Genomic DNA, 21,412 nt, shown 5'->3' with positions numbered 1-21,412 from the left:
CGTTTGACTGCCTCGATTGCTTTAGTGCGGAGGTCGTAGCTGTAGGGGGCGGACATGAGCATTTCCCAACTCTCTTCTAGCCTCTATGTTACTGTCCTATCTCTGTTGCGTAGAGCTATACCAGATAAGGAAAACCCCCCGGTAGGATCAGCGTTTTCCACCGCTGCACTCGTGACAGTCGATAAACTTTAGCTGCTTCAAATAGCTCTGAAGGAATCGCCTGTGCCCCAGCAATGACATTAAACAGGATGACCACATCGTACCCAACAGCATCAGGACGATCGCACCAATCTGTAACCCGCCGCCCCAATGAACTAGGTAGAGCAGGAGAACGGGAAACAGGGCAGTTGCGGGCACCGAAGCGGCAATTTGAGTCACGGGCTGCAAAAGTTGAGCGAAACGGGGATTGCGACCAATCGCAACACCTACCGGAACTGTCCATAATAACGATATGAATCAGCGCAGTGATCACCCGTAATAGCGTTAGAAGCGCACCCAGCATTACCTGCGTCCATTCAGAGAGGCTCAGCACGCGCAGTAGTAAAACAGCTTCCCAGGTGCCTCAGAGGACAATAAAAGCGAAGCCACTGACAATTCGATGCTTGGGTTTAAAGCGATTAGGAGTGCGAAACGATTTTGTCAAGCGTTTGATGAAGTACAGCAATTTTTGCGGCCTAGAACAAGAATGGCAGAGTTCGCGTCTTTACCTAAGAGGCAGAGAACGTTTTATTGAACAAATTAGCGAATTACAAGAGATATTCTAAGCTATTTAATTGAAGACAGGAAAGAGAAAATCTGCAATGATAAAAATTGATGAAAAAGCGGTGATTTGAGTAGTTAAATCTGACAGCTTCCTGGAATGTTACAAATTATCTCACACTCTTTAAAGCACAATCTTTTTGCACCACAGTCATCTAAATTTCAGTCAATAATTCAAACGCTGTGCATCACAAACAAACATGCAAGATTGCATTAAAGTAAGAGAATATTGTGATTCTAAAGCCCCAATCGGTTTTATTAATATTGCAATAATACTATGTAAGCACTGCATTAAATGAAGCGACAAGAGTAAATGAATCAGGGATTTTTTTGAGAGACAGAATAGAAAACCTGGTGCAACAATAGAATACCAAAACTGCCCCCATCTCAACGACTTGGTAATAAGCCAAAACGAAGCAAAAGGGACCATAGAGATGCTCGTTCTAAATCTTCGTTTTTTCCAGGCAATTACACCCACAATAGTGGCTACGATAAGAGGAGCATAACTAAATAACGCATTCCATAAAATTAGCCATTGGGACATCCAAAGAAACAGTGTGGGATCAAATAGATTCCAGGCAAAAGGATTGTAGATTTTAGTTGAACCGCTAGTGATTGGTAGAAATAAAAGCCAAGGTGCATGAATATAAAAAATTAAAAATGGAATAAATCCTAGTACTAATCCTTGAGAGAATTTATGCAGAATTTTAGCCAATGATTGACTCTGTTCATTCTTGTTTTTCCAAATTTCAAATAGCATCCAAGGCAAAATTAATACTCCAAACTGTTTGACCTGAATCGACATTGCAAAATAAAAACCCGCAAGACGCCACTGCTGTTTTTTGATAGAAATTACATTTAGAATAATAAACAGAGTTTGTAGAATCTCAAATTGACCTTCATGAGAGGTATACCAGAGTGAGGCAGGTGCACAAAAAAATAGGAGTGCAGCGAACTTGGAGATGTGTTTATAAAAAAGATAAGTACAGCCGAAATCAATCAAAGTAAGAACTGCCTTGACCCAAAAGATACCTAGATGAAAGGCTGAAAATAAGTAAAAAAATATTAGGGTAACGGGTGGATAGATATAGGGCTGATCGCTCCAGTATCGAGTCCAAAGCTCAGGGATAAAATCTTCTGCTTTTGTAGTATAGAGAGCAAAATAATTGTCTAAAGCGTGGCTAGAATAACCTAGATGTCGTAGTACATCAGAAGTGACGACCGGAACTTGAAAACAGGCATAAACTTTGTAGACCAGAGCGATCGCAAAAAGAAGCCAAGCTACTTGTTCGGCTCTAGATAGTTTCTTCCTTACAGCGTTCGTTGCAGCCATATTTAACAAAGGATAATGGGTTTTGAGCTACGCAATTGAACCAAAACTTATCGCAGGTTTACTCGAAGTACAAGTCATTTCATGCTTCTGTCTGTTAGCTACACTAAACAACAGTTTTTAGCAATTGGGCAATGTGTTGATTCGTTTGTTCCCCATTGAATGCCTGCCTCGCCTGCAATTGCGCTGCCTTAGTGATTGCCTGCGTAGCATTTGGTTGATTTTGAGCAGTCCTGATGATTCCTGCTAGCTGGGTTACATCTCCTGGGGAGGAGAGCCATCCTGTTCTACCATCCTCAATCAATTCGACTGCTCCCCCTGCTGCTGCTGCTACCACAGGTTTTCCACACAACATTGCCTCCACGATTACACGTCCAAAGGGTTCTGGTGCAGTTGACGTGTGAGCAATTAAATCACAGGCTGACATCAAAGGCACAACATCGGTTCTAAACCCTAAAAAGCGTACTCGTTTCTCTAAGCCTAATGCTTCAGTTTGCTGGTAGAGGGATTTAGCATATTCCTGCTCACCGAATAAGGCATCACCTACAAATAAGGCTGCTACATTCTCAGGGCAATGTGCTAAAGCGTTCAATAACACATGCTGTCCTTTCCAAGGAGAGAGACGACTAAAGTGTCCCACAATAAAGCGATCGTTCCAGTTCAAATTTTGTTTGATTTGATTAATATCAAGCAAAATATCAGGAGATGAAAACCTGGAATAGTGTTTGAGATCAAAGCCGTTATAAACAATATGAACAATGTCACGGCGTCCGCCTGCTTCAACAAATGCAGCTTGGGTCGCTTTTGAGTTTGCAATTACTAACCTAGCGAACCAATTCGCAAGTGTCACGGCGATCCTACGATTTGTATAGCTAAAGTGATCGGTGGAGAGAATATCGTGCAGATGATAGACCAGTGGCCGATTGGAGTAAAGACTAGCTAGAGCACCGATGACCAAGGCTTTCTGCGTATTTGCATAAATCAGATCATACCCGCGCGCAAGATTCGCGACTTTAGTTACTAAAGGAATGAGAGAACGAATACTGCTAACTCCTTGAATCAAGGTGCTATCTTTGCGAATCGGAATGGATGTTTCTGTAAGAACCTGAACGGGAATGCAGTGGTGTTCCAACAATTTTCGGAAAGCACCATCGGAAAACAAAGCAACCAGGCAATCTCCTGAGTAGAGCTTTGCAATGTCTGCTAAGCACAGTTCAGCACCACCCAAATTACCGCTTTGATCTAAAAATAGAATTTTCATAGCTGCATCATCGCGTTGGGCTGTGCTCGTTGATCTTATTGTTCTCTAACGATTGTAACTTTACTAGCTTGTGGATAAATGTCCCTCTTTAGGAAACCCAGTAAATATCCTGCCTACAGGAGACTGACTGCCAATTAAATTGATATGCCTAACTCAATGAATCACTATTAGGTACTGTATTAGGTAATGTAGACAAGGAACTGAGGCTTTGAAGCTTATCTAGATTGGGACCTCCATGTTCTCGAGCAAAAAAAGAACAGTTATTGCAGGGAGATGGAAAATCACCATCTGGTACATTTCTTTTTTGAAAGAGCTGTCTTGCTCGTTGAACACTGGAATGATTGTAAAGAGAAAGGGCGGACTGGGTGTGAGGGCTACCGTATTCAGAAACATTCTGGTAGATTAGACAGCGAGCTATGTTTCCATTGGAATTGAGCACAAGCGATCGCCACAGGAAGTAACAGGGCCAGTTGTAGCAGGTTTCCCCAGGAGCTTTTCGACCTTCTTGCCATGCTGAAGTATTCGGCAACCAGTAGGCTTGAAGCTGAGTATCGTATTCCATCCCGCGTAATGGAGCAAACCGAATGGTGACACCAAGTTGTTCTGCTAATGAGCGAGCTTGCTCAATTTCAGCAACATTAAAGGCATTGACTAGAAATTGCCACTCAATAAACAGTGAGCTATTTTGACGCAGCCGTTCTTCGACGATGAGCCGCAGTCCTGCCAGTGCATCTTCTACTTTCCCTCCCATCCGGTATTTGCTGTAGCTATCTTGGGTAATGCCGTCGATTGCACAAACTAGGTGATCGAGACCCGAAGATACGATATCGCGGGCAATTTCAGGAGTCATTAGGGTACAGTTTGTGCTCAGGAGCGTGAAAATTCGGCGGTGGTGCGTTCGCTGCACAATTTCTTTGGTTAACTCCCAATCGAGCAAAGGCTCACCCTGTCCAAAAATCTGGCATTGAAATAGATAATCACTGATCTCATCCAAAATTTGATCGTACAGGTCAAGGGAGAGATAGCCTGCATCGCGTTTACGAGCTTCAGAAAAGATTTGACGATCGCAAAGTGGACAGTGAAGGTTGCAATAATATAGCGGTTCAAGAAAAAGAATATAGGGCGCAGAAGGAACGTAAGCCAAACGCCGCCGGTAAGCGTATTCGGTCCGAAGCGCATTCAGAATTTTTTTGGGGGTGCTGTAACGAAGGAGAGACTGAACGTATACTGATTGAAGACGACCAGAGTCTTTGTAATTCAACAGGGAATTAATCAGCTTTTTCATTTCATCCCGCTCCTATTCTCGCTTTCATTGTTTTCATCTCGTTCTGCTCCTACTCTCTCCTTAATCGATTAGTATAACGGTTAATTATTGAACAAATGAGCAATTCTAAATTAGCTCTTCAAAGCCCCTAAAAAATTTGCAAGATCTACACATCTAGAAGTATTCATCGTGTAACTGGGGAAATAGCTAATCTGCTTTTGGAGCTAGAAGAACTTGCTGTACTTGCTGGGAGATTTTAGACCAGTTAAACGAGGTGGACGCATACTCATAGCAGGTGTCGCGAGACGGGAGGGGAAGGTTTCCACTGAGGAGCGATCGCAAGCGAGCTTCAATTGCATGGGCATCTGCGGTATCCGTAATCAGATCAGGAGAAAAGCTGGTTAAAATTTCTGGCATTCCTCCCACTGGCGTGCAAAGTACAGGCGTACCGCAAGCTAAAGATTCTAGTAAAACTAAGCCAAACCCCTCTAGCGATTGACTTGGAATCACGGTTAAATCAGCTGCTTGATAAGCGATTGGTAAATGCTCATCCGGCAAATACCCCAGAAACTTAACGTAATTCTCTAATCCCAATTCTGATATCTTCTGCTCCAACATGTTCCTCTGAGGTCCTTTCCCAGCAACTGCTAACCAGATATCAGAATGCCGTGACTTTAATCCGGCTAAAGCATTAAACAGTACATCGAGTCCCATTCTTTGGACTAAACGACGGGGTGTGAACAAAATAAAGCGATCGCGTTCCCAGCCTAACTGCTGTCGTGCTTGCTGACGGGATAATGTGATTTGAAATCGCGCTGTATCGACTCCACCTGGAATGATATAGATCTTGCTCCAGGGAACGCTGTAATGATGATGCAGAATCGTGCCAAATGCTTTGCTAAGCACAATAAAGCGATCGCAGCGACGATAAACGTGCTTCTCAATCCAATACTTCAAGAAAACGTTGAGACTGCTCGCTCCTTCCCACTGGCTTTCTAAAGACCAGGGACCATGAAAGGTGAAGGTAATGGGCACATCTTCAGGCAGACTGTGCAGCAGCGGAAAACTATAGAGGGCAAAGTGTAAATTGATCGCGTCAGGTTGACAGGTATGTTTCAAGAAGTTAGAACGGAGCGATCGACACCGATGTAAGAATGGCTGGCTCGGCTCGGCTAAATTGGTTAGCTTTACAGGAGAATCAAGCGGTGTTTCCGGTAACCCAATGCCACATAGCTCGACTTGATGCCCTGCTGCTGCTAAATAATGGGTAAGTTCGTAGACATAGCGATCGAGCCCGCCAGGAGTTTTTGGGAACCAACCCGTGCCGATGCAAAGAACGGTAGAGCTACATTGGCTAGCAGTGAGCATTGTTGCCTTTAATCCATCGAGTGAAGGGGCAATTTGGATACTAATGATATCTTTTCAAACATTCTTCTGAAGCAATTTAAGGATGTGAGCTGGATTAGGCAGACACCAAATCCAAACAAATTTTCTCAATCCTTGTTGCTAGCATTGCGTAATCAAAATGCTCCTTAGCGACCTGTTTAGCCTTCTCAGAAATTTCTAAAAGGTAGGGTGCTGCAATAACTTTTTGCAATTGAGCAGCGAGCCGGGCAGGATGTTCATCATCTCGTACACCTGTATAGGGCAGTAAGCAGCCTACCTCCGGTAGAACACGGCTCGCTTCCCCGACATCGGTTGCAATCACGTACTTACCATAAGCTAGATAGAGAGGCAGCTTACCTGTAGTCCGTACTATCCCAACTCGATCGTTAGACTGGGTGGAAACACAAACGTCCATTGCTGCAAGGTAATGAGGTAATTCTTCATAAGGGACTTGCCCACTGAAAACTACCTGATCCCTGACCTCAAATCGCTCGGCAAGATGTTCTAGAATTGGACGACCGCTGCCATCGCCGACCAACAGAGCTTTCACCGGAAGCCCCTTCAGAAATTTGAGTGCTTCAATAATATCCCAGCCGTAGCACATTCGATGCCGCTCAGACCACTGCATACTTCCGATCAAGCCAACCACCAGATGATTCCCTAAACCCAACTTTGCTTTTGCGGTGATCGGGTCAATGTCTGAAATCGCCTGGGTATTAACTCCATCAGGGACGAATTCAACATTCTGAACGCCCTGCTCTCTTAAGAGCTGCTTGTGATAGCTGCCCCGTACAATCAGGCAATCCGAATTGGCGATCGCCATCTGCTCAATCCAGCGAATTAGAACAAGCTGACTTTTTGAATAGGTGCCAGTTGATTTAGCGAGTTCATAGGCAACATCGCCTGTGTCAGTAATTAATTTGCAGCCGATCAACTGCTGACTCAGGCACCCTGCTAGCACTCCTGTGTAAGCCGTATCCATCACATAAATAATATCAGGCTTGAAGTGTAAGGCAGATTGAATGAATGGAATAATACCTTGCCATTTTCGCCTCGGTCTATAGTTAAACTGCATGTCCCATTGAGGTGAGAGTTGCTGTGCAAACATTCGTGCACGAACACCCGCAGCACTGGTTTCAGTACCGTTAATAAAAAACATCAGCTTTGGGTTAGGCATAGGCTTGGTCAGGTGGGGTATTTGTTAGAGGGCTAGAGCTGCCTGAAGAATATCCTCAAGAGAGTCTACAACCCTAGGAATGCTGAAATTTTTCTCAGCAGTCTGCCTAGCTTCGACAGCCAGTTTTTCTCGATCCGCCTCGATCGCTTGAATTGCCTTTAGCATGGTCTGTTTCAGTGATTCGGGCTCATAGGAATCAAAGATGAAGGAAGAAGGGCTAATATAGTCTTTAGTTCCGTTTGTAGAACCCACAATCACTGGAAGACCATAACAAAGTGCTTCGGCAACGGAAGAGCCAAAATTTTCGCCCTCACTGGGCTGGATGAGAATATCGCACTGCGACATTAATTCCGGAACCTTCAAGCGATCGACGGAAGGCTGATATTCCAGATGACCAGGAAACTCAAATTGCTCGATGAGCTTTTTATATCCTTCCGCCCAGCCGAATCCACCGATAATTTTTAGGTGAACATCCTGCCGCTCCTTGAGAAGCAGCGCATAGGCTTCTAGCAACAGATCGAGTCTTTTTCTAGGCTCAGAGCGACCTAACCACAAAAGCACTTTAGTATCATCTACTCTTTGGACGGAAGAGGAATTCGTTCGTTGAAAATAATCTGTATCTATTGGATAAGGCAAAGCAAAGACAGCATGAGCTGGTACACCAAATGATACAAGCTGTTCTTTCGACCATTGACTACCAGCAATCAGAAACTCGCTGTTTCTAACTTCTGCCCTTGCCCGTAAATCCCTAATAAGATAGAAAACCATCAATTTAAGGTACAGGATGGGTCCACAAAGCGAAACTAGTTTTTCTTTTGACTTTTTAATGTAGAACCAGTTGGTCTTTGGAGGACCCTGAATCCAACTAATAACGGGTATATTCTCGAGTTTGAAGGGTGCATAGAGACCCAGGCAAAGAAATAAATCGTACTCCGTACTTTGATTTCTGGTTAAAATTTCGTGGTATAAAACTCGGTTATCCGCATGATAGACAAATAGCAGGTGAGCTAGGGGATAAATTGCTCTAAATAAAATTTTGCTTAAAGTATTAGGTAGAAGATTGAAAAATGCTCTTAGTTGGGACCTGTCTGGAATGGCAATATAGCGGTAGTTGCTATATTTATCGAGTTCTTCCGGTTCAACAAAGTCTTTCCATCCATAGAAATCAATTTGAAATCCTCTTTTCAATAACTCCTTAAGAATAAGAAAGTTTGCGGAAGCGACGCTCCCAGACTGCTTCCCAACCCAACCATGACAGGCAATTCTAAGCGGTTGATCCATAAAACCTATCCTTATGTAGTACGCAAATTTAGTACACAAGCGTTTCTGGTATTACAGCAGTTTTAATAGAAATAGGGTACGAGGATGTGAAGCATTCTTTGTGCAGCAGAACAGCCTCTGTCCTCTAGTTCTCCATATTATTTAGAGATATATGCTAATGAGTTTAACTGTTTAGCTATGTAGCTCCCAACAACAGCTTCAGAACATCTTGTTTCCCACCATTTCAAAGATTCTTGATGTTTTTCTTGCATGAGGTGTTTATTCTCTAACAATCTCGTCAATATTTCTTCTAGTTCGTCCCAGTCATTTATTTGAATGGCAGGAGATCCATCATAGAACCACCGGGTAGGTAAAGCCTCTGTTATGACAATACAGCCATATCGCATTGCCTCAAAAAATCGAAACGTCTCAAACGATGTACCTCTAGGGACAAGGCATATTTTGGTATTTATCATTCTTTGAGAATAACTCTCCTTATCAAGCACGTCCTTACTTGAGCCAAAAGAAGGCGTTACGGTGAGTTCAATCTTAAGCTCTGGATGTTTTGCATCAAATGTTTTGATACTCGACATCATTTTTCTCCGAGAGAAACTTTTGGGAGTATCAAATAAATGTTTTAATGACCACACTGAGTAAGTTCCATGCTCTATACTCCCAGCAAAAGAAACATCATATTCACGCTCTTCCAGATCCTTGACAGGCAACTCTAGCTGCCGATTGTAACCCAATGGTATGTCGTAAATAAGGCATATCTCACTAGATTTTCGTTGAAGGTATTTCAACTGAAGAAGAGCATGACTGAGCAAGCCAGGTAAGCGATAAAAACCAATTCTTAGAAACTGAATTAGAGCCAAAATGTTCAGATAGGAAGGGTGCAAAAAAGGATTACAGCCTAGTATTGGTTTTGTACCATAGCATTTGAATACTGCTAATACTTTGTCGCAATAGGTCGGTATACGACACCATTCATCTCCTGCCACAATCACAACCACATTTTTTCCATAGGACGGAAGTTCTTTGAGACTATTCCAGGTAAAGTAAAATATAAGACCGCCAACCTCAAGCTTTTCCTCCATTGCCTTGAATACATTGCCAAAGTAAGTATAGTCAACCCAATCCAGGGGATGGGGATCGGGTGGGTTCCAGGCAACAGGTTTTTGCCCTTGATGTAAGTAAAGATAATACTGATTTGCTGCTTTATTCATCATTTTCATAGCTGATAAACAGAAAATTAGATGCTCAGGGCTTTAAACGAACTGAATTTGTTAGACCGATTGCTTAGCTAACTAAACTCCGATAAACATCCACCGTCGCCTTAACCATTTTGTCTACACTAAACTGTTCAGCGGTAGCTCTCCCTCGATCGCTTAAGTTTTTAGCGAGATCTGGGCTCTTTAAAAGACTGATAATCGCTTCAGCAAGACTGTCACTGTCTGCTGTAGGCACAATCAATCCTGTTTCGCCATCTACAATCAATTCACACGGACCATCGGCTGCTGCTGCAATTACTGGTGTTTCCAAGCTCATCGCTTCCAGTAATACCAAACCAAAACCTTCCGTTATAGCAGGATGAATCAGGGCTGTTGCCTCATGGTGGAGAGAGACGAGATCTGGTTCGCTGACATATCCTAAAAATTTAACCTGCTGCTCAATTCCAAGACTGTTAGCTTGGGATAGGAGAGTTTGCATATAACGTTCTTGCTCGCTATCGCTGGGTTTACCAACAATTGCAAAGGTGACATTTGGATCAGATTGAACAACTTTGTGAATCGCATCGAGCAGATACCGATGCCCTTTGTGCTCCTGAATACGAGTAACTGTTAGGAAGAGGGAATTATGAGCTAAATTATATTTAATTCTGATATTATCTTGCGGAGTAAGACCACGTAAGTAAGCAGGATCAATACAGATCGGAGGAATAATCGAGTGAGGACGCTTTAGAAGATGAGGATATCCACTCCAAACTTTATGAGTTGTAAAAATAACATAGTCTGTCGGCAACCTGATTGACACTTGATCGACCCAATCCCAATGGTATGGGTAGTCATGTAAGTGCCAAATCTCCGGGACACTAGTAAATCGGGTTGCTAAACTGCTGTAGATATGGCTGGCATGATTAGCATGAACTAACTGGGCTTCAGTTTCTTGTATGATTTGAGCTAGCCACTGGATTCCCTGCCAAACAAGCGATAACTCACGATACCGATGGGCTTTGAAGGCATAAGCTTTGATCCCTGATTGCCTGGCTGCCTCTACTAAGGAACCCGGTCGCATACAAGCTAAAATAGGTTCTACTTGAAATTCTGGCAATCGTTCAATTAGGGAAAGGAATACTTTCTCCCCTCCCCCAATTTCTCCCACTGGCGAGACTAGAAGTACAGGTAAATTCTTCAAGAGCAGTCTCCTCCTCAGATTCGAATTTCATAATTTGAGGTTCATTGTTTCCTTCAGGGTTGATTAAGTTGGTGCTGATAGTATCTGTGGGATGCCATAACCATACCTGCAAAAAACCAAATCATAAAGGCAGGTAATGCAGAAAAGAAATTGCCGCTTGGTGAAATAATTAGGGGAACAGCAATTGCACGTGCCACAAACATAAACAAATCATTTTCCCTAGAAGCCTGGAACATTTGCCATACAAGCAAGATTAATGCGCCTAAGAAAGGCGTAGCTCCCAGCCAACCCATTTCAGCTATCACATTAATAATTCCGCTATCCGGATGGTTTACACTGGACAGACCGCGACCAATAGGATTAAGCAGACCATCTTCAAGGAATTCTGTATATTGCGCGCTTCTCCCCTGAAAGCTGCTGTCGTGCAAAACGTTAGATAGGGTTCCCAGGCGAGAGCTAATCATTCCAGAGAAAGGTTGTATGTTTGCTAGTGGAAGAACCAAAAGTCCTACTACTAAAGCAAAAAGAATTATTTTGATCTGAAGTTGCGATCGCAAATTTCCTATTACGATGAACAATGCGATCAACACTAAGATCCACGCGGTGCGTGAGTTAGTCAATAAAGATGCCAGACAGCCAATTACTGCCGCGAGAATAGACAGGGAACTTTGCCTAGTCAATAGCAGCAATATACCAGGCATCAGTAGCAAAGCCAAGGTTCCGTTCGTATTTGTTGTACCCCAGATAGCAGTGCCCGATTCACCGCCAATTGCGTTGACGTAACCCACTTCTTCAACTACTTTTTGCTGCCAGTAGGAGTCCCAAGGAGGCATTGCGATAAACTGCACTAAGCCGTAGGCTCCCATTACCAAAGTACCCCATAGGAAAATTCTCTGTGTATTTTTCCTGTATGTAGGATAATTCTGCCATTTAGAAGATACGAAAAACCCAAAGGCAACTGGACTAACCCATTCTGCAAAGGTACGTATTAATCTAAAACTAAACTCTAAGCTAACTAATCCAATAAGGAAGCTATAGCATATTGCCACAAAAGCTAGGACGAAAGGTAGGTTCGTCTGGCGATAAGGGTACGACTTGAGAATGTATCGGATGAAACCAGGTAGCGTGATTGCTGTCACTAAAAAGGGAGCTGCTAAGATTATCGCTTCAGTTTGAAAGCCTGCTCTATAGTCTATAAGTCGGCGCACCAGAGGGGTTAGAAAGTAAAGCCACCAAGTAAATCCTGTATAAAGTACGGGGTATCTCTGATACAGAAATATCCCAACTGAAAAAGATAATGCTAGAAAACCGATGCGGGAAAAACCAGCACCTGCCAAAATTCCTAGTATTGTAAAAATTACTAGTCCTAGTATCGCTGCCCATGCAGGTGTTTGTTGCAAACTCCAACGAGAATCAGTTCTGATAGTGTCTTGGGAACGATTAGTATCGAACGGTAAAGTCATCTTTGTTTGACCTCTCGATCAATCCAGCTCTGATTAGCAGGGGGTTGAGAACTCAGGGCTAGCGATTTCTGCCAAGTGTGCCAACCCAACCATCGCCCCCGTAACGATGCTGCCAATCTTCTGACTACAATTTTTCCTTCATCAGGAAGCAGGCGAAGTGCCTGTAAAAAACCTGGAGCTGGTCGAGTTCCAATCACAATTGCCCAAATTAGGAAAAAGTAGCGCTGTACGAAGGATAAATATTCTAGTAGGACCAGAGTTTCGTTATGAACCAGGTTGATTGTCGCGATATCGCTGTACTGGTTCCGTCCATCCTCATCAAATCGCTCTGCTGCCTTATGATCGACTTCAACTTTGGGATCGTAGATGAGTTTCCATCCCGCTCGCTTAACCGCCACACTAAATGCCATATCGTTATAAACCTGTGCGCCCGTTCCGCGTAGCCGCTCATCAAAGCGAAGATTGGCGATCGCCGCTCGTCGATAACTCATATTCGCACCCTTGAGCAGGTCTACTTCTCGAGGTTCCCCTGCCCCCAAATGATGATTGCCGACTACTCTACCGAACCACTGGATGCAACCAACTAAATCTTTTATACCGTCTTCGAGCCTTTCCCCAGCATAGACCCAGTCTCGCCCCCCCACGCCGCCAACTTGGGCATCTTCTGCAAAATGCGCCTCAATCTGCTCTAACCAATGGGGGCGCGGGACAGCATCATCATCTGTAATTGCAATAATGTCTCCGCCTACCTTTGCCAGCCCCGCATTAAGAGCTGCAACCTGTCCTGACAAAGTAATGTTCAAAAGTTGAAGGGATAATGGCGCAGCATCAAACTTTTCAAAAAATGACCATGTCTCCAGATCGATATCACGAATAACAACAACGATCTCATCGGCAGGCCGTGTCTGGTGTTTCAAGGCTTTCAAACAGCGTCCTAGCTCCTGAGGACGACGATAGGTTGGTACAAGAACACTGATTTTCATGACCCTGCTAGCGCCTCAAATAGGTCAACATAATCTCGTGCTTTGCTCACCCAGCTATGCTGTTCTGCGATCGCTCTTGCTGCCTGCCCCATTTGAGTTCTACGAGCAGAATCGTTGACTAATTCATTCAGCGATCGGATGAGAGTATGAACATCCTCTGAGTCGGACAAAACCACACCGCATTCTGGCGTGACAATTTCCGCGCCGCCTGCTGTTGCCGCTGTAATCACAGGGAGTCCACTAGCCATCGCCTCTAGAAGAACCAGAGTACAGGCTTCATAGCGTGAAGGAAACACAAACAAATCGACCGCTTTCATAATGGCTGCTACATCACGTCGGAAGTCTAGAAAATGAACCCGCTGATCCACAGCAAGCTTGGCAGCAAGATCTGGGTATGGACTTCCTTCAACCGCACCCACAACCACCAGATGCAAATTTGGCACCTCGCCCAGGGCACGTAAAACCGTATCTAAATTTTTACGATTTGTGCGAATGTCACCCACAAATAGAGCTAAAGGAACCCCTTCAGGTAAACCGAGAGATGAGCGTTCGGTAGAACCAGGGGTGAATTCCTCTAAATCCACGCCATTAAGGATAATTTGAATCTTATCGGGCAGTACACCAACATCAATCAAGTCCTGCTTAATCTTTTCAGAAACGGCTACAACGACCTTTGCCTGACGCAATGCTTTTCTTTCCCAGGAGGCATTGAGTGCAGTGTAGAGCCACTGATAAATCCCGTAACTGTCTCGGCGGGTGTGCGAGATATGCATTGGTGACTTAAACCAGGCAGTATGAACGAATTGGATAGTATTGATATCTGCTTCCACATCGGTAACCGCCCCGTAGACTTGTATGATGTCAAAATCATGGCGGTGTTTTTTCAACCACGCCTCACTACGCTGCGAAAACACGAGGCTACTCAAAAGCTGCGTAGGATATCCCTTCACTGGGATATGGATCCAAGTCACCTTACTATTTCGCTGTAGGTCTGGAGCAACATTTGTCGCTATCAAAGTGATTTCATAGCCACGTCGGATGGCTTCCCACACAACTTCATAGTTAGCCCGACCCTGGCCATCCCCTTTAATAACACTGCGAGTCACAATACAAATTTTCATAAGCCATCCTTAATAAAATTACAACAGATTAACTTAACTCAATAAGATTTCTCGATCGAGCAGATCTAGGATTTTCCTATCTTTTTCTACATCAAATTTACGACCAAAGTGTTTGTTAGAGGTAATCAATTGCTTAAAATGCTGACTTGTCAAAATAGCTGGGCTATTAGGATGAGAAACCTGCCAGGAAATGTAACGCTGGTTATTATTCAAAATTTTAAAATTGTTTTGATTCATAAGAATAGTATGAAAGAAAGATTCTTCAGGAATAATCGTTTTTTGATAATATCTAATAAAATCAGGATACTGATGGGCGTAATCATAGACGTAATGGATACACGAAAATGATAGGGTAAACCAATTAGATCCAACATAACAGCGAAATCTATTATCAAAGGGTGACGACAAAGCGCGAACCCCCCACAAAAGTCTGTCCTGAACGATAGCAGCCCTTACAAAAGGCTGCCATTGAGTAAGCCTATCTAGATGAAATGATATGCTCTTTAAAGCCCGAGGTGATTTTTTCAGATGATAATATTGATAGAAAAATCGTACTATGCCTGTATTTTTGTTCCACTGTAGCCCGCATTGGGACGGATTTTCTTGTATAGCCTCTGCTAAAAAATGCTCTATGAAACCATCATACTGAGTGTCCTCTAAAAATTTTTCAGTTTTTTGAATTGGCTGAATGGGATAGTCCTGTCCTGACAGCAAGACCAACCAATCAAACTTTAAATAATTCTCTATTGCCCAACTTATTCCACAAAGCACTGCCTGAACCCAGGAAATGTGCCCCCACTGCACTGGAACATAGTTTTTCAAAACATAGACTTCCTGAAATTGCTCAAAGAGCGAAGCAGATAAATAGTATTTAGAATTCGTATAATCATGATGGATCACAACTTGGGATTCAGGGCTCCCAGATTTAATTGCCTTTACTAACCTTAGAACCTGTTCTGGATTAGTGTATGTAATAATCAAGTAAAGAATTTTAGCCATATTCCTCTAGCACATTAGTTTTCCTTCAGACTATTTCTGAGAATTTTTAAAGTATCGGAAAATATAAGAATAAGCGGTTGAAATTGATTGACAAGCTCCCCACATATTTTTTAGATTTCCTGTCTTAGCCGCACTGCCAATAAGCTGAAATGGAGCTAACACAACATAAGCGAGTGCTTTAAAGATCGATCGGTCGTACTGCCAGTAGGATTTTGTTGTTGCATATAGTCGAGAAGCATGGACAAAACGCTGATATTGCTCTCGATTAATTGGCGAGGGATAGTGATTAACGTAGAGATTGTCTTGATAAACAATTTGATATCCCAATGCAGTAGCATGATGAGCCATGTCTATCTCTTCCGAACCGTAGCGCAAAAGCTCATCAAACAGTGCTTTTTCGAATACATCACGGGGAAAAATGGTTGAGTTGATGACAACTGCACGGCATCCATAACTAATAGGCAATCGTTGAAGCCCCCAAAAGTCAGCGTTGTGAGGCCTAACCTTATGAACCTTACCCTGCACATGCTTCATCTCATAACCGGTAATGATCCTTTTAGCGTCAGGCCCAGCACTACCCTGTCGCGCTAGTGTAAAAAAATCGGGCGGTACACATACATCATCGTCAATGAAGATTATATGAGTCCCTGTTGCTCTACGAATACAAGCGTTGCGATTAGGGCCCAAGCCACGATGAGGACCTTCCTGATAAATGACAGTAGAATACTCGCTTGTAACAGTTTGAGTTGGTTTACCATTCAGACTATCGTCACTCACGATAATTTCATCGGGCAGCTCTGTGCTTTCAAAGACACTTCTGAGGCAGTTGCTCAACTCATCAGGTCGATTCATTGTGCAAATGCACAAGCTGATTTTTATTGCGCTAATTTCTCTATCTGAAGTTTCGGGCTGGTTAAGTTCTAGCATCTGTCCTCCTTGGATAGTTATTCCACATCAGGCTGATTCAACATATCTAATTAGGGGCTTCAAAAATAGATTTCTGGTATGAAGGTAGAGATTCTTTACAGCGATAAAAAAGTTCTGTATAAGAAGGAATTAATACTTCCCAGCTAAAATTTTTGTATGCCGTTTGATGGCGGTTAAAGCGCTTAGATAAATGGTCAGGCTCCACTAAAACTTGAGCAATCAAACGGGTTAAACTACCTGATTGGGTAAAGTCCCCAAGATAACCTTCTTGACCCAGAACAAAAGAGGCAACTTCATAGTTATGAGCGATGCAGGGTAGCCCATGAGACAGTGCTTCTACAAAAACTAGCCCGAATCCCTCAATTAGGGAAGCCAGGACGAAAACATTGCTGACTTTGTAGTATCCACTAACTTCACTGTGGGGAACCGTTCTAAATTGAAAATTTTCTTCTCCCAATAGCTTTTTAGCAAGGGAAATAATTTCCGGTGTTTCCTCGGTCTGCTGCCCTAAGCAAAGAAAATAAGGACGAGGTTCCGGTAGAGCAGCAAGTTCTCGAATGATGTAATCAATTCGCTTACGTGATTGATCGATCGCGGCGACTGAAAGAACTATAGGACGCTTCTCAGGCAAATTGAGCTTACATCGTAAAGCATCTCGTTCGTGCGCTTCTAACGTTGTTAAACGAGACGGCAAATCAAAACCTGGAGGCAGTAAAGTTTGTCTATCTGGAGACAATCCAATATTTAGAGCAGACTGGAAGTGAACCGGAGCGATCTGCTGCACGTAGTCCCAGCGCACAATATTGTGCCAGTTCGATGTAGGTCCACCGTTCTTAAAAAGAAGCTTGTAGTTCGTTTTAGTTAATTTCCGCCAATGCCATAGCAAATCGCCAATACTCTCATCGCTGAAATAGATTACATCTGGTTTTTCCCAATAGATGTAAGGCAGTAAACTGATACAAAAAGATAGTTGCTCTGTAAAGTAAGAACTTGGATCTTTTTTTGTTAACCAGGCGATTACTTTGCTAATTTGCTTGTTAAGTGGCTTCTGGCGCGGCAAATTCCATAGCGGAATTTCATGTTTGGCAGATTTTCCTGCTCCTTTAAAGAGCCAGAGATCAATCGAATCAATTTGCTGAAAAGTATCAAAGCAGGCTCTAGCTTCCGTCTCATAGCCACGCCTGATATTGCCCAACCCTGAACAGGCAAGGAAAACCTTGATAGGCTTTTGATTTAAATCAGGCTTAACGATATTGGTCTTAATCTGCATTTGAAGTCCTGCCTCTCCTTATCGTGTCAGAGCTTCTCCAGACCGTATTTGCCTGGACAGCAGCATAGAATGATTCATCCAAAGCATTGCGATCGCTTTTAGTCTGGAGTGCAATCGTGGCTCCCACGGATTCTGAAGCATTAACTGACTCAATAACACTAAATCCTGCCTTTTTCCTAGTCTGTAGCTAATTTCCTGGTAAGGTAAATGGTGCTCAAGGCAAACGGTCGCATTAATTCCTTTATGCAGTAAAACTGAATTGAGTATCTTAGTTCTAACTTCCAGCTCTGTTAAATTTCGCTCATCGCGCCTCGCTGAATTACTCCAGTTATTTGCCCCGTGTAAGCGAAAATATGACAGGACTTGGTTCAACCCGACAATATTTCCAAAAAAGGGAGCCAGGTCAGCGGGATAAGCGTCCGCAAAAAAACGATATTCCTGCTCTGGAATATCCAGAACCTGCGTCAAAAATGTTCGAGTAAAGCTCAGCGCAGTTGAAGGGGGCCACGGCCACCATCCTCCGGTTTGAGCAACCTTATGGGAAATATCGCCTCTAATCACCGGATGGGGGGGCCAGGGCAGACCCATCAGACTGCCTTCTTTATCAATATTTTGAATCTTGTGATACACGACTGCCGCATTTGAAGCACTAACGATCGCTTTGACGACTTCTTCTACTTTTGTCGGTAACCAAACGTCATCTGCATCAAGAAAACAAATGATTTCTCCTTTAGACGTCGCAAAACCTGCATTGACTGCCGCTGCCTGTCCATGGTTCTCCTGCAATACAGGAATGATTCTGTCTTGATAGCTAGCAATTATTTCTCTTGAACGATCAGTCGAGCCGTCATCAACAACAATGACTTCCAGATTGGGATAAGTTTGGTTTAAAGCACTATCTATTGCTTCTCCTAAGTAAGAAGCATAGTTATAGTTTGTGATAAGAACGCTGACTAGGGGTTGAGTAGTGTTCATAGATTTTGGAATTATAGCTGCATAGAATGTTGAACCTGGTGATAGTGCCACAGCCTGCCTCGTCGATCGAGGAGCTCTTCATAGCTGCCCTCTTCAACAATTCGCCCTGCCTCCAAGACAACCACTTTGTCAGCTCGCATAATTGTCGATAAACGGTGAGCGATCGCAATTACCGTTCGACCCGTTGCTAGCTCTTCTAAAGACTCTTGAATTAACCGCTCGGACACAGAATCTAGGGCACTAGTTGCTTCATCCAAAATCAGGATTTCGGGATTACGCAGCAGAGCACGGGCGATCGCAATCCGCTGACGTTGACCTCCTGATAATCGAACACCCCGATCGCCCAAAGCAGTTTCAAATCCTTCAGGCATCTCTTTGATAAACTCTAAAGCATTTGCTAACTGTGCTGCCTTGATGACTTCTGACTCACTTACCCCATCTAATCCATAGGCGATATTATTGTAGACCGATGTATTGAAGATGAAGGTATCCTGACTAACGATCGCCATTCTGCGCCGGACTGAGCCAATTTCAAACTCAGATAAATCTACGCCATCGATTAAAATCATACCTTGAGCTGGATCGAAGAAACGGGGAATTAAGTCTACCAGCGTTGTCTTACCTGCACCTGAACTACCAACTAGCGCAGTCATTTTGTTTTGCTCGACAGTAAGGTTAATATCGCGTAGAACGAGGCGAGCAGGATCGTAGCCAAAATCGACAGAGACGAATTTTATAGCATTTTCTAAGCCTGAAAAGACTCGATCCCCATTGTGAAAGTAAGGCTTATCATCCGACTTTAAAAACGCCTTGACGTTTTCTACAGATCCAGCCAAGCTGCTAAGTTGTGCCCTCACATTATTGATTGATTGCAATAGAGGCACAAGACGGAACAGAACGAAAAAGAACGTAAGCAGCGAAGCAACTTCGATCAGGTTTCGGTTCACGAATACAGCAAACGCTAATACAAGCAGTCCAACTAAAACTGTAGTTGCCAATCCATCTGCTAAGGGTTTGACCAGACCCCAAAACAGAATTGTCTTTTTATAGGATTTAACGATATTAGAGCTGGCTTGATAAAAACGACGTCGCTCAAAATCTTGCGTTGCAAACGCTTGAACTGTACGAATGCCATTTAAAAATTCAAGGGCTATTGAAGTAAACTGTCCGCTGGCCCTGGTCGTATCAAAACTGGATTCTCGCACTTTTTTATTCAGCGTTGCTAAACCTACTGTTAACAGCGTAAATAGCATTACAGCTAGCAGTGTGAGTTGCCAGGACAGCAAAAATAGGGAAGTCGCATAAACTAAAATTGTGAGCGATGTCGCGAGCAGAAACGAAAACGCACTGAATGCCTGCTTTAGCCGTTCAATCTCAGTTGTAATGGTATTAATGAGTTCTCCTGAACGATTTTTAGAAAAGTAACTCAGGCTAAATGCTTGAAGCTGCTCAAAAACTCGCTTGCGAAGGCGATCGAGAAGCTGCTGCTGGGTGAGTTCTGTAAACACATAGGCTAGATAGTTGCAGCTAACCCGCAGCCAGGTTGTTAATAAAATTAGAGCTGCAATACGGTTAAACCGCTCAAGCGGTGGACGGTTGACTCCCAAAAAATGAAGGTCAAACCATTGAACTCCGGTGCGAATTGGTTCAGCATTCGGATCAGTTAAATTTTGCAGGAACGTCACCAGAAAACCGATGCCAAATCCATCAAATAGGGCACCAAACAAAGTGAAGGCGATCGCTAAAATTGCAGTTCTCTTGAAGTGCTTAAACTCTCTCAAGATCAGATAGTTGTCAGTCCAAAATCTTGCAGCTTTTAACTGCTTAAGAATCATGAGTAGAAGATGAGATCGCATTGGTATCCCTGCAATTAGTAAGAGACAATGTGAGCAATAGATTCAGCTAAAATGCGAAGACCTGATTGAACCGACCAGCGGGGGGTAAACTCTAGAAGCGCCATAATTCTGGAGATGTTTGCTTGAGAATGCTGAATGTCTCCAGGGCGGACATCAGCAAAGTGAATATTTGGCTTCCAGTTAGGAAAATAGTCTTTAAGAATATGAATCAACTCGATGAGAGAAGTCTTTTGACCAGTTCCTACGTTACAGCTCAAGGTTGATCCAGCCGGCAAAGGAACGGTTAAAGCCTGAACAAAGGCACGAGCAACATCTTTAACATAAATAAAATCACGGGTTTGCTGTCCATCTCCATAGATTGTAATCGGTGTGCCTTGCCGCATTGCCTCTGTAAAAATGGAAATTACGCCAGAGTAAGGAGAATCAGGAACCTGACGCGGACCAAATACATTAAACAAGCGCAGCGAAATACAGGATAGATTGAACTGCTTGGCAAAAAGGTTAATGTAATATTCACTGACTAATTTTTGTAGGCCATAAGGCGAAATAGGATTGGCTTCCTGCTCCTCGGAGATTGGCAGTTGAATATTGGTTCCATATACAGCCGCTGAACTAGCAAACACGAGTCGGGAAATCTTTAAAGCCTCACAGAGTTGAATGAGTGCAACAGTCGTAGACAGATTATTGCGATGAACGTCCAACGGGTTTAACCAGGATTGTGTGACTGATGGGGTGGCAGCAAGATGTACAATACCGTCGATCGGCTTGATAAAGTCATGGGGTTGACAGGCAAAGAGATCCCGCTGCAGAAATCGGAGTTGGGGATGACAAGGAAGATTGTATAGATTGCCCGTAAGCAGATTATCCACCACTGTAACGGCATGCCCTTCTGTCAGAAGCTGTTCTGTAACGTGAGAACCAATAAAACCTGCTCCACCCATAATGACAAAGTGCATCAGAGGTCAC

The 21,412-nt window shown here is 43.4% G+C and carries 17 protein-coding genes and 1 pseudogene; all 18 read right to left on the bottom strand.

The genetic code is table 11. From position 1 onward, the window contains the following. Window positions 1-118 precede the first annotated feature (118 nt). A pseudogene (locus NDI45_RS24450) lies at window positions 119-592 on the bottom strand (ABC transporter permease subunit); the annotation flags it as partial. Window positions 593-925: 333 nt separating this feature from the next. Next, entirely contained in the window at window positions 926-2,092 is a 1,167-nt protein-coding gene (locus NDI45_RS24445; RefSeq protein ID WP_348249232.1) for a hypothetical protein, read from the bottom strand. 103 nt (window positions 2,093-2,195) lie between these two features. After that, a complete protein-coding gene (locus tag NDI45_RS24440) occupies window positions 2,196-3,350 on the bottom strand; it encodes a glycosyltransferase (protein ID WP_348249231.1) in 1,155 nt (384 codons plus the stop codon). Window positions 3,351-3,498: 148 nt separating this feature from the next. After that, complete coding sequence (locus NDI45_RS24435; RefSeq protein ID WP_348249230.1) at window positions 3,499-4,635, bottom strand: radical SAM protein; 1,137 nt, start codon at window positions 4,633-4,635, stop codon at window positions 3,499-3,501. Between the two features lie 186 nt (window positions 4,636-4,821). After that, a complete protein-coding gene (locus NDI45_RS24430; RefSeq protein WP_348249229.1) occupies window positions 4,822-5,982 on the bottom strand; it encodes a glycosyltransferase family 4 protein in 1,161 nt (386 codons plus the stop codon). A 94-nt stretch (window positions 5,983-6,076) separates the two neighbouring features. Next, window positions 6,077-7,177: a glycosyltransferase gene (locus tag NDI45_RS24425; RefSeq protein WP_348249228.1), complete on the bottom strand. Its 1,101-nt coding sequence runs from the start codon at window positions 7,175-7,177 to the stop codon at window positions 6,077-6,079. A 24-nt stretch (window positions 7,178-7,201) separates the two neighbouring features. After that, on the bottom strand, window positions 7,202-8,458 hold the full coding sequence (locus tag NDI45_RS24420; protein ID WP_348249227.1) for a glycosyltransferase family 4 protein: 1,257 nt from the start codon (window positions 8,456-8,458) through the stop codon (window positions 7,202-7,204). A gap of 137 nt (window positions 8,459-8,595) precedes the next feature. Then, complete coding sequence (locus NDI45_RS24415; RefSeq protein ID WP_348249226.1) at window positions 8,596-9,672, bottom strand: glycosyltransferase family 1 protein; 1,077 nt, start codon at window positions 9,670-9,672, stop codon at window positions 8,596-8,598. A gap of 64 nt (window positions 9,673-9,736) precedes the next feature. Beyond that, window positions 9,737-10,852, bottom strand: coding sequence for a glycosyltransferase family 4 protein (locus tag NDI45_RS24410; RefSeq protein WP_348249225.1), 1,116 nt, complete (start codon window positions 10,850-10,852; stop codon window positions 9,737-9,739). Window positions 10,853-10,905: 53 nt separating this feature from the next. Then, window positions 10,906-12,315: an O-antigen ligase family protein gene (locus tag NDI45_RS24405; RefSeq protein WP_348249224.1), complete on the bottom strand. Its 1,410-nt coding sequence runs from the start codon at window positions 12,313-12,315 to the stop codon at window positions 10,906-10,908. Beyond that, the gene (locus tag NDI45_RS24400; RefSeq protein ID WP_348249223.1) at window positions 12,312-13,298 is read right to left on the bottom strand and encodes a glycosyltransferase family 2 protein; all 987 of its coding nucleotides are present in this window, start codon (window positions 13,296-13,298) and stop codon (window positions 12,312-12,314) included. The genes NDI45_RS24405 and NDI45_RS24400 overlap by 4 nt, the downstream gene beginning before the upstream one ends. Further along, window positions 13,295-14,419, bottom strand: coding sequence for a glycosyltransferase family 4 protein (locus tag NDI45_RS24395; protein ID WP_190789588.1), 1,125 nt, complete (start codon window positions 14,417-14,419; stop codon window positions 13,295-13,297). The genes NDI45_RS24400 and NDI45_RS24395 overlap by 4 nt, the downstream gene beginning before the upstream one ends. A gap of 33 nt (window positions 14,420-14,452) precedes the next feature. After that, window positions 14,453-15,418, bottom strand: coding sequence for a beta-1,6-N-acetylglucosaminyltransferase (locus tag NDI45_RS24390; RefSeq protein ID WP_348249222.1), 966 nt, complete (start codon window positions 15,416-15,418; stop codon window positions 14,453-14,455). A 30-nt stretch (window positions 15,419-15,448) separates the two neighbouring features. After that, window positions 15,449-16,345, bottom strand: a complete 897-nt coding sequence (locus NDI45_RS24385; protein ID WP_348249221.1) for a glycosyltransferase family 2 protein — start codon at window positions 16,343-16,345, stop codon at window positions 15,449-15,451. 46 nt (window positions 16,346-16,391) lie between these two features. Further along, on the bottom strand, window positions 16,392-17,615 hold the full coding sequence (locus NDI45_RS24380; RefSeq protein ID WP_348249220.1) for a glycosyltransferase family 4 protein: 1,224 nt from the start codon (window positions 17,613-17,615) through the stop codon (window positions 16,392-16,394). An 18-nt stretch (window positions 17,616-17,633) separates the two neighbouring features. Continuing rightward, window positions 17,634-18,590: a glycosyltransferase gene (locus NDI45_RS24375; protein WP_348249219.1), complete on the bottom strand. Its 957-nt coding sequence runs from the start codon at window positions 18,588-18,590 to the stop codon at window positions 17,634-17,636. An 11-nt stretch (window positions 18,591-18,601) separates the two neighbouring features. After that, a complete protein-coding gene (gene hepA, locus NDI45_RS24370) occupies window positions 18,602-20,446 on the bottom strand; it encodes a heterocyst formation ABC transporter subunit HepA (protein WP_348249218.1) in 1,845 nt (614 codons plus the stop codon). A gap of 14 nt (window positions 20,447-20,460) precedes the next feature. Beyond that, entirely contained in the window at window positions 20,461-21,402 is a 942-nt protein-coding gene (locus tag NDI45_RS24365) for an NAD-dependent epimerase/dehydratase family protein (protein ID WP_348249217.1), read from the bottom strand. Window positions 21,403-21,412 lie beyond the last annotated feature (10 nt).

It is taken from the genome of Leptolyngbya sp. GB1-A1, assembly GCF_039962475.1.
Taxonomy (GTDB): domain Bacteria; phylum Cyanobacteriota; class Cyanobacteriia; order Elainellales; family Elainellaceae; genus Leptolyngbya_A.
This window is presented reverse-complemented; position numbering and strand designations above follow the sequence as displayed.

Bases quoted from the DNA above. Each gene is read 5' to 3' on its own strand.
- NDI45_RS24445 (WP_348249232.1), bottom strand. From the start codon at position 2,092: ATGGCTGCAACGAACGCTGTAAGGAAGAAACTATCTAGAGCCGAACAA.
- NDI45_RS24440 (WP_348249231.1), bottom strand. From the start codon at position 3,350: ATGAAAATTCTATTTTTAGATCAAAGCGGTAATTTGGGTGGTGCTGAA.
- NDI45_RS24435 (WP_348249230.1), bottom strand. From the start codon at position 4,635: ATGAAAAAGCTGATTAATTCCCTGTTGAATTACAAAGACTCTGGTCGT.
- NDI45_RS24430 (WP_348249229.1), bottom strand. From the start codon at position 5,982: ATGCTCACTGCTAGCCAATGTAGCTCTACCGTTCTTTGCATCGGCACG.
- NDI45_RS24425 (WP_348249228.1), bottom strand. From the start codon at position 7,177: ATGCCTAACCCAAAGCTGATGTTTTTTATTAACGGTACTGAAACCAGT.
- NDI45_RS24420 (WP_348249227.1), bottom strand. From the start codon at position 8,458: ATGGATCAACCGCTTAGAATTGCCTGTCATGGTTGGGTTGGGAAGCAG.
- NDI45_RS24415 (WP_348249226.1), bottom strand. From the start codon at position 9,672: ATGAAAATGATGAATAAAGCAGCAAATCAGTATTATCTTTACTTACAT.
- NDI45_RS24405 (WP_348249224.1), bottom strand. From the start codon at position 12,315: ATGACTTTACCGTTCGATACTAATCGTTCCCAAGACACTATCAGAACT.
- NDI45_RS24400 (WP_348249223.1), bottom strand. From the start codon at position 13,298: ATGAAAATCAGTGTTCTTGTACCAACCTATCGTCGTCCTCAGGAGCTA.
- NDI45_RS24395 (WP_190789588.1), bottom strand. From the start codon at position 14,419: ATGAAAATTTGTATTGTGACTCGCAGTGTTATTAAAGGGGATGGCCAG.
- NDI45_RS24390 (WP_348249222.1), bottom strand. From the start codon at position 15,418: ATGGCTAAAATTCTTTACTTGATTATTACATACACTAATCCAGAACAG.
- NDI45_RS24385 (WP_348249221.1), bottom strand. From the start codon at position 16,345: ATGCTAGAACTTAACCAGCCCGAAACTTCAGATAGAGAAATTAGCGCA.
- NDI45_RS24380 (WP_348249220.1), bottom strand. From the start codon at position 17,615: ATGCAGATTAAGACCAATATCGTTAAGCCTGATTTAAATCAAAAGCCT.
- NDI45_RS24375 (WP_348249219.1), bottom strand. From the start codon at position 18,590: ATGAACACTACTCAACCCCTAGTCAGCGTTCTTATCACAAACTATAAC.
- hepA (WP_348249218.1), bottom strand. From the start codon at position 20,446: ATGCGATCTCATCTTCTACTCATGATTCTTAAGCAGTTAAAAGCTGCA.
- NDI45_RS24365 (WP_348249217.1), bottom strand. From the start codon at position 21,402: ATGCACTTTGTCATTATGGGTGGAGCAGGTTTTATTGGTTCTCACGTT.